General features: G+C 71.7%; 9 protein-coding genes and 1 pseudogene. 9 read left to right on the plus strand and 1 reads right to left on the minus strand.

Features of this window, described 5'->3' with window-relative positions; genetic code table 11:
- Positions 1 to 185: 185 nt before the first annotated feature.
- From rph to Cs7R123_RS04035, 7 genes are all read left to right on the plus strand, one after another.
- Positions 186 to 2,783, plus strand: coding sequence for a rifamycin-inactivating phosphotransferase (gene rph, locus Cs7R123_RS04005; RefSeq protein WP_212823487.1), 2,598 nt, complete (start codon positions 186 to 188; stop codon positions 2,781 to 2,783).
- Between the two features lie 31 nt (positions 2,784 to 2,814).
- Positions 2,815 to 3,249: a VOC family protein gene (locus Cs7R123_RS04010; protein ID WP_212823489.1), complete on the plus strand. Its 435-nt coding sequence runs from the start codon at positions 2,815 to 2,817 to the stop codon at positions 3,247 to 3,249.
- 137 nt (positions 3,250 to 3,386) lie between these two features.
- Positions 3,387 to 4,016 carry a DUF4360 domain-containing protein gene (locus Cs7R123_RS04015; protein WP_212823490.1) on the plus strand — a complete coding sequence of 210 codons (630 nt, stop codon included), beginning with the start codon at positions 3,387 to 3,389 and terminating at the stop codon, positions 4,014 to 4,016.
- Positions 4,017 to 4,178: 162 nt separating this feature from the next.
- Positions 4,179 to 5,033 carry a S1 family peptidase gene (locus tag Cs7R123_RS04020; protein ID WP_212823491.1) on the plus strand — a complete coding sequence of 285 codons (855 nt, stop codon included), beginning with the start codon at positions 4,179 to 4,181 and terminating at the stop codon, positions 5,031 to 5,033.
- Positions 5,034 to 5,201: 168 nt separating this feature from the next.
- Positions 5,202 to 7,940 carry a beta-L-arabinofuranosidase domain-containing protein gene (locus tag Cs7R123_RS04025; RefSeq protein ID WP_212823492.1) on the plus strand — a complete coding sequence of 913 codons (2,739 nt, stop codon included), beginning with the start codon at positions 5,202 to 5,204 and terminating at the stop codon, positions 7,938 to 7,940.
- Positions 7,941 to 8,176: 236 nt separating this feature from the next.
- Positions 8,177 to 9,127: a hypothetical protein gene (locus Cs7R123_RS04030; RefSeq protein WP_212823493.1), complete on the plus strand. Its 951-nt coding sequence runs from the start codon at positions 8,177 to 8,179 to the stop codon at positions 9,125 to 9,127.
- Positions 9,128 to 9,178: 51 nt separating this feature from the next.
- On the plus strand, positions 9,179 to 9,358 hold the full coding sequence (locus Cs7R123_RS04035) for a hypothetical protein (RefSeq protein ID WP_212823495.1): 180 nt from the start codon (positions 9,179 to 9,181) through the stop codon (positions 9,356 to 9,358).
- A 37-nt stretch (positions 9,359 to 9,395) separates the two neighbouring features.
- Here the strand turns inward: Cs7R123_RS04035 and Cs7R123_RS04040 are convergent, their stop codons facing one another.
- On the minus strand, positions 9,396 to 9,734 hold the full coding sequence (locus Cs7R123_RS04040; protein ID WP_212823497.1) for a YciI family protein: 339 nt from the start codon (positions 9,732 to 9,734) through the stop codon (positions 9,396 to 9,398).
- Between the two features lie 231 nt (positions 9,735 to 9,965).
- Here Cs7R123_RS04040 and Cs7R123_RS04045 point away from each other — a divergent pair, with 231 nt between their 5' ends.
- Together Cs7R123_RS04045 and Cs7R123_RS39970 are read left to right on the plus strand one after the other, a co-directional pair.
- The gene (locus tag Cs7R123_RS04045; RefSeq protein ID WP_212823498.1) at positions 9,966 to 11,507 is read left to right on the plus strand and encodes an FkbM family methyltransferase; all 1,542 of its coding nucleotides are present in this window, start codon (positions 9,966 to 9,968) and stop codon (positions 11,505 to 11,507) included.
- A gap of 431 nt (positions 11,508 to 11,938) precedes the next feature.
- Positions 11,939 to 12,463 (plus strand): annotated as a pseudogene (locus Cs7R123_RS39970) (glycosyltransferase family 39 protein); the annotation flags it as partial.
- Positions 12,464 to 13,084 lie beyond the last annotated feature (621 nt).

Below are 13,084 nucleotides of genomic sequence, written 5' to 3' on the forward strand. Positions count from 1 at the left end.
CCGTGACCCAGCTCGGCGCCACCTCGCGGGGCGAGAAGACGGCGCCCACCATCGGTCTGCGGCAGACCCCCGAAAGCAAAGGCAAGGAGATCACTCTCCCTGCCACTTCTAACATATAGCAAACTGGGGTACTTGCCGCAAGACCGGGGTCGTGCAGCAGAATCGTCGACCTTGGAGGTGTCGCGGTGAGCGAGCAGTACGTATGGGATCTGCACGAGGTCGACGAGACGCACCTCGGCGCGGTCGGCGGCAAGGGCGCCAACCTCGGGGCGCTGTCCCGGATCGCCGGCGTGACCGTGCCGCCCGGCTTCTGCGTGACGACAGCCGCCTTCCGGCGGATCATGGGGGCGGCGCCGTCGCTCGAAAGCCGACTCGACGAGCTGGCGGGCCTGGACCCGGACGACCGCGACGCGATCCGCACGGTCAGCGCCGAGATCCGGCAGGCCGTCGCCGCGATCGCCGTCCCGGACGACCTCACGCAGGCGGTCACCCGCGCCCTGGCCGAGCTCGGCGGGCAGGTCGCCTGCGCCGTCCGGTCCAGCGCGACGGCGGAGGACCTGCCGACGGCCTCCTTCGCCGGGCAGCAGGACACGTACCTGAACGTGGTGGGCCCGGCGGCGGTCCTGCAGCATGTCAGCAGGTGCTGGGCGTCGCTGTTCACCGAGCGGGCGGTCACCTACCGCCAGCGCAACGGCATCGACCACCGCACGGTCCACATGGCCGTGGTCGTGCAGCAGATGGTCCTCCCCCGGGCGGCGGGCATCATGTTCACCGCCGACCCCGTCACCTCGAACCGGACGGTGACCTCGGTGGAGGCCGGGTACGGTCTCGGCGAGGCCCTCGTCTCCGGCCTGGTGAACCCCGACGTCTACCGGGTGCGCGACGGCGAGGTCGTCGCCAGGACGATCGGAGCCAAGCAGCTCGCCGTCCTCGCCGTGCCGGGCGGCGGCACGCGCGACGTGGCGGTCGAGCCCGAGCGGCAGCGGCAGCCGGCCCTGACCGACGCGCAGGTCGTGCAGCTGGCACAGCTCGGCCGGCGGATCGAGGCGCACTTCGGCCGTCCGCAGGACATCGAATGGTGCCTGACCGACCACGGATTCCAGATCGTCCAGAGCCGACCGATCACCACGCTGTTCCCCGTCCCCGAGGCCGCCGACCGGGCGAACCGCGTCTACGTCTCGGTCGGCCACCAGCAGATGATGACCGACGCCATGAAGCCCCTGGGACTGTCCTTCTGGCAGATGACGACGCCCGCGCCCATGGCCGAGGCCGGCGGCCGCCTGTTCGTCGACGTCACCCAGCGGCTGGCCTCGGCGACGGCCCGCACGGGATTCCTGGAGCTGATGGGCAAGGCCGACCCGCTGATGCGGGACGCGCTGCAGAGCGTCCTCGACCGCGACGGCTTCATCCGGCCGCTGGCCGACGAGGGCGCCCCCAGGCCGCTGTTCGGGAGCACCCCGGCCGCGATCGAGACCGATCCGGCCGTCGTCACCGAGCTGATCGGGCAGAGTGAGGCGTCCGTCGCCGCCACGGCCCAGGAGATCCGTACGAAGTCCGGGACCGCGCTGCTCGACTTCATCCTGGCCGACATCCAGGAGCTGCGGCGGATTCTGTTCGATCCGCGCAGCCACCAGGTCTTCATGTCGGCGATGGAGGCGACCTGGTGGTTGAACGAGCAGCTGGAGGCGTGGCTGGGCGAGAAGAACGCGGCCGACGTGCTCACCCAGTCCGTGCCCCACAACGTCACGTCCGAGATGGGGCTGGCGCTGCTGGGCGTCGCCGACGTGATCCGTCCGCTTCCGGACGTGGTGGAGTTCCTGCGGCACACCGATGGCGACGGCTTCCTCGACGAGCTGCCGAAGCTCGCGGGCGGGCAGCAGGCGCGGGAGGCGATCGAGACCTGGCTCGACCGGTACGGCATGCGCTGCGTCGGCGAGATCGACATCACCCGGCCCCGGTGGCGCGAGCGCCCCGCCACGCTCCTGCCCATGATCCTCGGCAACGTCCGCAACTTCGGGCCCGGGGCCGGCGAGCGGCGGTTCGAGCGGGGGCGGCAGGAGGCCTGGCAGCGGGAGCAGGAGCTGCTGGCCCGGCTGCGGGCCCTGCCGGACGGGCAGGACAAGGCGGAGGAGACCAAGCGACGGATCGACCGGGTCCGGACCTTCATCGGGTACCGGGAGTATCCGAAGTACGGCATGGTCAGCCGCTACTTCGTGTACAAGCAGGCCCTGCTGGCAGAGGCCGGGCGCCTCGTGCGGGCCGGGGTGCTCCGGGCGGCGGACGACATCTTTTACCTCACGTTCCAGGAGCTCCACGACGTCGTACGCACGAACCGCGTGGACGACGAGCTGATCGACCGGCGCCGGGAGGAGTTCCGTTGGTACGAGACGCTGACGCCGCCCCGGGTGCTCACCTCGGACGGCGAGGCCGTCACCGGGACGTACCGGCGCGACGACCTGCCGGACGGTGCGCTGGTCGGCCTGCCGGTCTCCGCCGGGACCGTCGAGGGGCGGGCCCGGGTCGTCCTCGACTTGGCCAAGGCCGATCTCGAACCGGGCGACATCCTGGTCACGGCGCATACCGATCCCAGCTGGACGCCCCTGTTCGTCGCCGTCGCGGGCCTGGTGACGGAGGTCGGCGGGCTGATGACCCACGGCGCGGTGATCGCCCGCGAGTACGGCCTGCCCGCCGTCGTCGGGGTCGTGGACGCCACCCGGCTGATCCGCGACGGGCAGCGGATCCGGGTGCACGGCACCGACGGCTACCTCGAGATCCTGCCCTGACCTATCAACCGGCTTGCTCTAGGGTGAGCCGATGAAGTCGATCAAGCAGATCCAGGTCACCTTCGACTGCCGCGAGCCCGGACGCGTCGCCCGGTTCTGGTGCGAGGTGCTCGGATACGTCCTGACGCCGGTGCCGGACGGGTTCGCCACCTGGGAGGACTACCAGCTCGCCCTGCCGCCCGAGCAGCGGGACGCGTGGGCGGCCTGCGTCGATCCCACCGGTGCCGGCCCGCGGCTGTACTTCCAGCGCGTCCCGGAGGGCAAGGTCGTCAAGAACCGGCTGCATCTCGACGTACGGGCAGGCGCCGGGCTGGTGGGCGCCGAGCGCCTGGCCGTGCTCGAAGCCGAGGGCGCACGGCTGATCGCGCTCGGCGCGACGCCTGTGCTGCTCCAGCACGCCGACGAGGAGAACGAGTCCTGCTACACGCTCCAAGACGTCGAAGGAAACGAGTTCTGCCTGGACTGAGCACCGCGCAGCCCACCCGCCCCCGTTCGGAGGAATCGGAGCGCACGGTTTCACCCGCAGGCGTGAGTCGCTATGTCCGTATCTGGGATGGAGTGCGAGGATGCGGACCTGACCGGCCACTGTCGAGGGAGTCTCCGATGCGCCCATCCCGCCTGCTGCTCGCCTGCACGGTCGCGCTGCTCACCACCGCGGCCGTGCCCGGCGTCAGCCACGCCGCGGGTCCCGACCCGGGCACCGTCTACATCAGCAGCATCACCTACGGCGGCACCGGCTGCCCGAACGGCACCGTCGGCAGCTCGATCAGCACCGACCGGACCACCGCCACGCTGATCTTCGACGTGTTCGTCGCGTCCACCGGTTCCGGCGTGCCCGCGACCGAGCGGCGCAAGAACTGCCAGGTCAACCTCAACCTGCACATCCCCCGGTCGCTGGCCTGGCTGGCGGCGGTGAAGATCGACCATCGCGGCTACGTACAGGTCCCGGCGGGCATGACCGGATGGCGCGGCGACACGCTCCACTCCCCCGACCTCATCGTCGGCAAGCCGGAGCAGACCGGCATCGTCGGCCCTACGGCCAAGGACTACCGGGTCACCGACTCGTACGTGCAGGCTCCGCTGTCGTCCACGCTGTGCACGTCGGAGGCGGTGCACCCGGACAACATCAACGCCGCGGTACGCCTCGACGGCGGCACCGGCAGCGGCCAGATCACCCTGGACTCGCTGGACATCCACGTCACCACGACGAACCTGCTGCCCTGCCTGAACTGACCGCAAAGCGGCGGCAGGACGACGGGCCGGCACCCGGTCTCCACCAACCGCGTCCTCGACGCTTCTCCGGCAGATCGGAGGTTCAGGTCCCCATCCGTTGCCGTTCGACGGATGTCGATGCGATTCTTGACTATCCCCTGTCGAGAACGCCTGGAGGACGCCATGAGCCGCCCCTTCCGCCTCGCCGCAACCGCCGTCGCCCTGCTGGCCGCGCTGGCCGCCGCGACCGCGAGCGCCACCTCGGCCGCCGCCGCCCCCGCACCCCAGCACCGGCAGCTGTCGGCCCTGGCGCAGACCCCCGGCACGGCCTGGACCGTCGACCCGGTCACCGGCCGGACCACCGTGACCCTCGACGACACGGTCACCGAGCAGCAGGCCGCGCGCCTGCGCGACGACCTGCGCGGAACCGCCGTCGACCTGCGCCGCGAGCCTGGCCGACTGCGTACGATGCTGGCCGGCGGCGACGCGATCTACGGCAGCACGGCACGCTGCTCGCTGGGCGCCAACGCCCGCCGCGGCACCACCTACTACCTGATCACCGCTGGACACTGCACGAACACGTCCGCCGACTGGTGGACCGACAGCGCCCACACCATCGCGATCGGCGTACGCACGGCCAGCAGCTTTCCCAGCAACGACTTCGGGCTGATCCGCTACACCAGCAAGCTCGAACACCCCAGCGCCGTCAACACCTACCCCGGCCTGCTCCAGCTGTACGGGACCGGCAGCGCGTACGTCGGCCAGGCGGTCTGCCGCAGCGGCGCGACCACCGGCGTCCGCTGCGGCACGGTGACCGCGCTGAACGCCACCGTCAACTACGCCGAGGGCACGGTCACCGGTCTGATCCGGACCAACATCTGCGCGGAGAACGGCGACAGCGGCGGCCCGCTCTACACCACCGGCGGCATCCTGCTGGGCATCCTGTCCGGCGGCACCGGCAACTGCACCACCGGCGGCACGACCTACTACCAGCCCATCGGCGAGATCCTGTCGGTGTACGGCCTGACGATCCCGTGACGACCGCGCCGGCTGGCGGGTTCGCGGCGCGGCGCCGGCACGGGCGGATCGTGGCCACGTGACGGGAACGGCGGCAAGCGTTTCCGAAACACATTGACGTATGTCGAGGCAATGGTCACCCTGGACCACTGAATGTTAGCGCTCACATCGTCCCCGGGAGTGCGCACCATGACCGGTTCACCCGGCGGTATCGACCGCCGCCACCTGCTCCGCCTCACCGCCGGCACCGCCGTCGGCGCCACCCTCGCCACCTGGATCCCGGCGACCGCGCTGGCCGCGGCCGCGCCGGTCCCCAACGTCCGGCCGGACTTCGGCGTACAGGCCTACCCGTTCCCCGCCGGCGCCGTCCGCCTCACCCCGAGCCGGTTCCTGGACGCGCAGAACCGGCGCCTGTCGTACCTGCGGTTCCTCAGCATGGACCGGCTGCTGTACAACTTCCGTGCCACCGCCGGCCTGTCCACCCTCGGTGCGGCGCCCTGCGGCGGCTGGGAGAGCCCGACCTGGATCTGGCGCGGGCACATGGCCGGGCACTACCTCTCCGGCGCGTCGCTCGCCGTCGCCGCCACCGGCGACACCCAGCTGCGCGGCAACGCCGCCTACCTCGTCGCCGAACTGGCCAAGTGCCAGGCCAACGCCACCGCCGCCGGATTCCGCACCGGCTACCTCGGCGGCTTCCCGGAGAACTACTTCACCCGGATGGACGGCGGCGAGTACATCGTCGTCTTCTACACCCTCCACAAGGTGATGGCCGGGCTGCTGGACGCCTACCGCCTGCTCGGCATCGACCAGGCGCTGACGGTGCTGCGCAACGTCGCCGACTGGGTCGACTGGTGGACCGGCCAGCGCTCGTACGCCAAGATGCAGAGCGACCTCGACGTCGAGTTCGGCGGCATGAACGAGGTGCTGGCCAACCTCTACCAGCTCACCGGCGACAGCCGCTGGCTCACCGTCGCCCAGCGCTTCGACCACGCCCGCGTCTACGACCCGCTCGCCGCCGGACAGGACCAGCTCGCCGGTCTGCACGCCAACACCCAGATGGCCAAGATCATGGGTGCGGTCAAGGAGTACCAGGCCACCGGCACCGCCCGCTACTGGGACATCGCCCGCAACTACTGGGACATCGTGATCCAGCACCACACGTACTGCACCGGCGGCAACAGCGACGGCGAGGTCTACCACGGCCCCGACCAGATCTCCAACCGGCTGTCACGGGCCTCCTGCGAGGTCTGCAACGTGTACAACCTGCTGAAGATCACGCGCGAGCTGTTCCTCCTCGACCCGAACCGCGCCGACTACATGGACTACTACGAGTGGGCGCTGTACAACGAGATCCTGCCGCAGCAGGACACCAGCAGCGCGCACGGCCGCGTCACCTACTACCTGGACCTGCGCCCCGGCGCGGCCAAGGTCTACGACGACGACTACGGCACGTTCTGGTGCGACACCGGCAGCAGCCTGGAGACCTACGCCAAGTTCAACGACTCCATCTACTTCGCCAACGGCCGCACCCTCTACGTCAACCTGTTCATCCCCTCGGTGCTGACCTGGTCGGCCACCGGGATGACCGTCACCCAGACGACCGGCTACCCCGCCGCGAACACCAGCACGCTGACGATCGGCGGCTCCGGCGCGGCCGTCATCCGGGTACGGATCCCGAAGTGGGCCACCGGCGCGACCCTGACCGTCAACGGCGCGGCGCAGGCGGCCGTCCCGGGCACGTACGCGACCCTCAACCGCACCTGGGCCGGCGGCGACACCATCACCGTGACGCTGCCGATGGCCCTCGCGCTAACCTCGGCACCCGACGACCCGGCCGTCCAGTCGGTCAGCTATGGACCGGTCCTGCTCGCCGGGCAGTACGGCGCGTTCAGCCAGGGCCCCAACCCCGGCTCGCCGCCCGCGCCCAGCCCCCAGGTGCTCCAGCACCTGCCCGAACTCGACCCCGCCTCGCTCGCCCCGACCGGCACCGCGCTGACCTTCACCGCCCGCGCCGACGGGGCGGCCGTCACCCTGCGGCCCTACTTCGACACCCACAACCAGTACAGCACCGTGTACTGGACCAACCCGGCCCGCTCGGGCTACGTCCGGCTGCGCAACCACCGCAGCGGCCTGGTCATCGGCGTCAACGCGATGTCGGTCGCCGACGGCGCGGCCGCGCTCCAGTGGACCGACAGCGGCACCGCCGACCACCAGTGGGAACTGGTCCCGTCAGCGGGCTACGTCCGCCTGCGCAACCGCAACAGCGGCAAGGTCCTCGGCATCACCGGCATGTCCACCGCCGACGGCGCCGCGGTCGTGCAGTGGAACGACAACGGCACCGCCGACCACGACTGGAAGCTCGTCGACGCCGGTGGCGGCTGGGTCAAGCTGGTCAACCGCAACAGCGGCAGGGTCCTCGGCGTCGACGGCGGCTCGACCGCACGCGGCGCCGCCCTGGTCCAGTGGGGCGACACCGGCACCGACGACCACCTGTGGCAGATCGTCCCCGACGGCTGGGTCCGCCTGCAGAACGTCAACAGCGGCCTGATCCTGGGCGTGCAGGGCGCCGACGGCGCCGACGGCGCGGCCGCGCTGCAATGGCACGACTCTGGCACCGCCGACCACGGCTGGACGTTCGTGCCCGACGCCGACGGCGCCTTCCGCATCCGCAACCAGAACAGCGGCAAGGTGCTCGGCATCCAGGACGCCTCCACCACCCGCGGCGCCGCCGCGTTGCAGTGGAACGACAACGGCACCCGCGACCACCTGTGGCGCATCCTGGTCACCGGCGACGGCGACCGGTTCCGGCTGGTCAACGTCAACAGCAACCTGGTGCTGGGCGTGCTGGACGCGTCCACCGCCGCAGGCGCCACCTGCCTGCAGTGGAACGACAGCGGCACCGCCGACCACCTGTGGCGGCTGCGGTGACCTGCCCCTAACGGGTCGCCCACCCGCCCCACCGACGCGATCCCACGGCTGATCCCCAACCCGCGACCGCGCCGGGACCTCAGCGGAGTGCGCATCGGGGGTCGTGATCGGACGCGCGAAGAAGCCGGGTGAATAATGCCGCCATGCGGGCAGAGATGATGTCGAGCCGGGAAGTCCAGGGGCCAGTGCCCGTCCGGTCGGCGGATGATCGCGGGTGGTACCAGCAGGAACAGGGAGTGCTCCGGATACTGGACTCGGAGCTCTCCCCTGTTCGGAGCTTCGAGCTCGGCGAGGACGTCACGTCCTTCGCGGTGAGTCCCGACCTGACCCGGGTCGTGGTCGGCGGGAGGGATCGCCTCAGCCTCGTCGGCGAACGCGGCGAGGTCCTCTGGTCGCTTCGCCATACCCCCTGGGGGACCGGCTATTCCTACGCGGGCTCCTGCGAGTTCTCGGCGGATGGAAGCCTGGTCTGGGCCACCGTGCCGGAGACCGAACTCGAATCCGACGAGGAGGACGGTCTCTACGAGGACGAGGAGGAGGACGAGGACCAGGAGGAGGACGGCGACGGCGACGCACCGGGCGGCGGCTGGCGTGCGCCTGAGACGTGGGGCGACCAGTGGTGGGCGATAGACGCCGCCACCGGCTCCATCGTCGGACGCAGGTGGCTGGGCTGTGAGGCCACGGGCTCGGTGACCCACCGCCACCCCGACGGCGTGCACATGGGCCTGGACGTCGGCGAGGGGCAGGACGGCTCCCGCATCTACTGGGCGAGCCATGACGACGGGGTCGTCCAGGTGTCCACCACCGGTGACGTCTCACGGGCGCTGGCCGCCCTGCACCCCGACGGCGACGCATATGTGACGGTCCCCCGCGACTCCGACGGGATCTCGGTCCATGACTTCGCGACGCGTACGGTGATCGCACACCGGCCGAACGGGGACCTCCTCCACAGCGGCGAGTGGGTCGCGTCCGCCCGTTACCTCGACCGCGCGAGAGTCCTGGTGGAGACGGCGGGCAAGGACGGGAACCGCCGCCGCCACCTCGTCCTGGACGCCGGGGACCTGACCGTCCTGGGAGAGGTCGCGTATCCGGCGGCGGTCGGCGTGTCGGCCTTCCACTCCGTTCACGGCGGCACCTGGTTCACCCGCGACGGCGGCAGCCTCTACCAGTGGCGGCTGGAAGCCTGAACCGGGTCCCCGGGCACGGCTGGTCGCATACCCTGGCCAGGGGGGTGGCTGATGCGCCGGGTCGTGATACTGGTGATCCTGGTATGGCTCGTCAGCGGCGTGGTCGCCGTGACGCAGCGCGACGACCTCAAGGGTGCGGCCGCGGACTGCGACCACATCTCCACGGTCGCGGCCACGGCCCTCGCCGGCCCGTTCAACTACACCGGCGCCCACCCGGAGGTCACCTGCTGACCACCGGGTGGAGCCGAGCAGGCTCGGGGCCGAGCACTCAGGCGGAGCGGTCGGGCAGCAACTCGAAGACCTCCTGCGCGCAGCGGCAGGCCTCGGCGATCCTGGCGGCCCACGCCAGCGCCTCCGCCCGGGACGCCACCTCGACGACCGCGAACCCGCCGAGATGCTCCTTTCCCTCCGGGTAGGGCCCGTCGGTCACCGTCCCGTCGGTGGCCACGACGCTCGGCACCTGCGTGAGCAGGCCCGCCGAGAAGACCCACACACCGGCCTCCGTGGCCGCCGCCCGCACCGCGCGCACGGCCGCGGCCACGTCAGGAAGGTCCTCGTCGGGGAAGGTCATCGCACCGTCGGGGAACGAGATGAGGTACTTCGCCATCCCATGACTCCTTGTCCCGGCGGCCTCGGCCGGCCGCCACTCACCGCTGCTACGAACACCGCCCGGCGAATCCGACAGGCCGCCGAGGAAATCTCCCGCCGCGGGCTCCGCCGTCTCGCGCACCGCACCCCATTGTCCGCCGCGACCTCGGCCAGGGTGCCGACGGCCCGAGTCCGGCCCCCGGACCCCGTTGATCGAATAGCCTGGTCTGGGGAGAGAAAGACGCAGCTCATGCACCAGCTAAAGATCGATCTTGAGGGTATCGACGAAGTGCTCGACACCACCGGTGTGGAGCTCGACCTCGCCCTGCCCGACGGCCTCGACCTGCGCCGGTACGACCGGGCAGCGGTCTGCGACATCGGCGCGACGGCGGCGCTGATGGCCCTGGCGAGCCCGAACAGCACCACCCACGGCGGCCGCGCCGACCTGGCGAACCTGCTGCGGCGGCTCCCGCCCGGCGGGCGTGCCGTCCTGCTGCTCGGCTGGAACGCCGAGGACCTGCCCGGACACTGGCTGCTGGACCTCATCCTGGAGCTGAGCTGCCGGATCACGCAGGTCGCCGGAGTCGAGTGCGACGCGGTGCACGGAATCGAGACCGCCCTGGTGGTGGCCCGGGTGCCACCGTCGGCGGACCTCGCCCCGGCCAACCTGCACGCGGTCGCCGAGTTCGGCATCGCCCGGCTGAAGCAACAGGTGGCGGAGCTGAACAGCCGGCTCAGCCACGTACGCCAGGACCTCGTCGGCGCCAGGTCCGAGACCAGGAGGATCCGGTCCTCAGGCGCCTACCGGGCCGGGCGGGCGCTGGGCGCCTGGACACGTGCCCCGGTCCGCGGTGCCGCCACGGCGACCCGCGAGCTGGCCCGGATCTGGCGCGGCCGCCGCTCGCGCCCGGTCGGCCGCGAGGTGCCGCGGGGCAGCGGCTCGGTCACCGTGCCGATCGCACTGCCCTCGTCCGGGGCCGCCGCCGACCGGCCGCCGCTGATCACCATCACGGCACCGGCCCGGCTGCTCGTGCCGCGATACCTCGCCGCCGACGGCCTGGCAGGCTACGAGCCGTCGGCACTGGCCTGCTTCCTCGCCGCGACCGACGTCGCCGGGCCGGGTGCCGTCTACGACGTCGGCGCCAACGTCGGCATCTACGCGGCGCTGGCCGGCGCCATGACCGACCGGCCGGTCGTCGCGTTCGAGCCGTACCCGCTGCTGGTGGACGTGGCCCGCCGGCTCGCCGAGGACAACGGGCTCGGCTACACCACCGAGACCCTGGCCCTCGGCGCGCGGGCCGGGACCGCGACGCTGTACCTGTCGGACCGCTCGGACAGCTCCAACTCGCTGCACGCGGGCTTCCGGACGTCCTCTCACCAGCTCGAAGTCCCCGTGGACACGCTGGACTCCTATGTCCGGCGCACCGGCGCGGTGCCCGCGGTGATCAAGGTCGACACCGAGACGAGCGAGCCGAGCGTGCTGGCCGGCGCGGCGGAGACGATCATGAGGCACCGGCCGTGGGTCCTGTGCGAGGTGCTGGCCGGCCGGGTCGAGCCGGAGCTGGAGCGGGTGCTGGCGCCACTGGGCTACCGGTGGTTCCACATCACCGACGAGGCGCCGTACCGGGAGTCCGTGCGCATCGTCGGCGACCGGTCGTACCAGGACCTGATGTGGCTGTTCGCCCCCGAGACGCCCACCGGCGCGTTCTGGGACGCGCTGGGGCGGTGGCGGGAGGCCCTGGCCGCGTGCACGCCCGAGCGCGCGCACCTGCTGCGGACGCGCCTCACCTGAGACCCGCTCGCGGGCACGAGCCGGCAGGCCGACGATTGGTCCCCAGGTCGGCGCTACCGGTTGGACCGTTGTGCAGTTGTCCAGACCAGGACGAACCTACATCGCGTAGGAGAAGTCACCTGCCATCTTCGATCCAGCTGACGGGGACCTGCCATGCCGCAACCGGAACCGCTGTCCGACCCGCACCGGCCCGCGACAGGCGATACGCCATGAAGAAGCCGCCCGAGGCCACCCTGGCCTTCTGGCTCATGAAGATCGCCGCGACCGACCCCGGTAAGCGCCCGGTGACCGGAAGCTGGTGGTCGCCGGGTGGTCGGCCTCGGGGCGCCCGGCCGCTGCTGCTTCTCGTCGCGGCGCTCGCCGGCGCCGGCTACGGCTGGCGCCTGGACGCGGCCCGCCTCCATCCGTACTACGGGCCCGCCGTCCTGAGCATGTCGTCGAGCTGGCGCTCCTGGTGGTTCGGCGCCTCCGACCCCGAGGGAACCTTCACCCTGGACAAACTGCCCGGCGCCTTCCAGCTCCAGGCCCTGTCCGCGCGGCTGTTCGGCTTCCACCACTGGGCGATCCTGCTGCCCCAGCTGATCGCGGCCGTGGCAGCGGTCTTCGTCCTCTACAACCTCGTCCGCCGCTGGCACAGCCCCGCCGCCGGGCTGGTGGCCGCCGTGGCCCTGGCCACCACGCCGGTCGTCGTCTTCCTCGCCCGCAGCCAGTTCGTCGACATGCTGCTGGTCACGCTCCTGCTCAGCGCCGCCGGCGCCTGGCACCGGGCCGTCACGTCCGGACGCCTCGCCCCGCTGCTCGGCTGCGGGCTCGCCGTGGGCCTGGCCTTCCAGGTGAAGATGACCGAGGCGTGGGCGCTGCTGCCGGTCCTCGCGATCCTGCACCTCGTCGCGGCACCCGGGCGCCTGCGGACGCGAGCGGCGCACCTCGCGCTGGCCGGGATGACAGCCCTGGCCGCGTCCAGTCTCTGGATCGCCGCGGTGCTGCTCGTGCCCGCCGACGACCGGCCCTACATCGACGGCACCGCCGACAACTCGCCCCTCACCATGGTGTTCGGCTACAACGCGCTCCACCGGTTCGGCGACGGGACCAGCGGCTACATCTCAGACGGCGTCGCGCTGGGCTGGAAGACGATGCTGTCGGCACCGATCGCCGAGAAGGCGGGCTGGCTGTACCCGCTGGCACTGCTCGGCCTCGTCGCGGGGCTCGCTCGGCGGTGGCGCGAGCCCCGCACCGACCAGCTGCGCGCCGGATACCTGCTGTGGGCGGGCTGGCTGGTCGTGTACGCGGCAGCGTTCAGCTTCGGCAGCATGGCGCACCAGTACTACGCCGTAGCCGTCGTCCCGCCCGTGGCGGCCCTGGCCGGGGCGGGCGCGGTGTCCCTGCGGTCCTGGTGGGGGCGGCCACACCTGCGCTGGGCCGTCCCGGCCGCGGTGGTCGGCACCGCCGCCTGGTCATGGCACCTGGCAGCGGCCGACCACGACCAGCCGCCCTGGCTGCCCGCGACACTGCTGGTCGCCGCGACAGTCGCCGCCGTCGGCCTCACGTTCCTGATCCGACGCCGCCCGACCCCGCCT

It is taken from the genome of Catellatospora sp. TT07R-123, assembly GCF_018327705.1.
Classification (GTDB): domain Bacteria; phylum Actinomycetota; class Actinomycetes; order Mycobacteriales; family Micromonosporaceae; genus Catellatospora.

Excerpts from the sequence above, each read along its gene's own strand:
- Cs7R123_RS04020 (WP_212823491.1), top strand. The coding sequence starts at position 4,179 with ATGAGCCGCCCCTTCCGCCTCGCCGCAACCGCCGTCGCCCTGCTGGCC.
- Cs7R123_RS04015 (WP_212823490.1), top strand. The coding sequence starts at position 3,387 with ATGCGCCCATCCCGCCTGCTGCTCGCCTGCACGGTCGCGCTGCTCACC.
- Cs7R123_RS04045 (WP_212823498.1), top strand. The coding sequence starts at position 9,966 with ATGCACCAGCTAAAGATCGATCTTGAGGGTATCGACGAAGTGCTCGAC.
- Cs7R123_RS04010 (WP_212823489.1), top strand. The coding sequence starts at position 2,815 with ATGAAGTCGATCAAGCAGATCCAGGTCACCTTCGACTGCCGCGAGCCC.
- Cs7R123_RS04025 (WP_212823492.1), top strand. The coding sequence starts at position 5,202 with ATGACCGGTTCACCCGGCGGTATCGACCGCCGCCACCTGCTCCGCCTC.
- Cs7R123_RS04040 (WP_212823497.1), bottom strand. The coding sequence starts at position 9,734 with ATGGCGAAGTACCTCATCTCGTTCCCCGACGGTGCGATGACCTTCCCC.
- Cs7R123_RS04035 (WP_212823495.1), top strand. The coding sequence starts at position 9,179 with ATGCGCCGGGTCGTGATACTGGTGATCCTGGTATGGCTCGTCAGCGGC.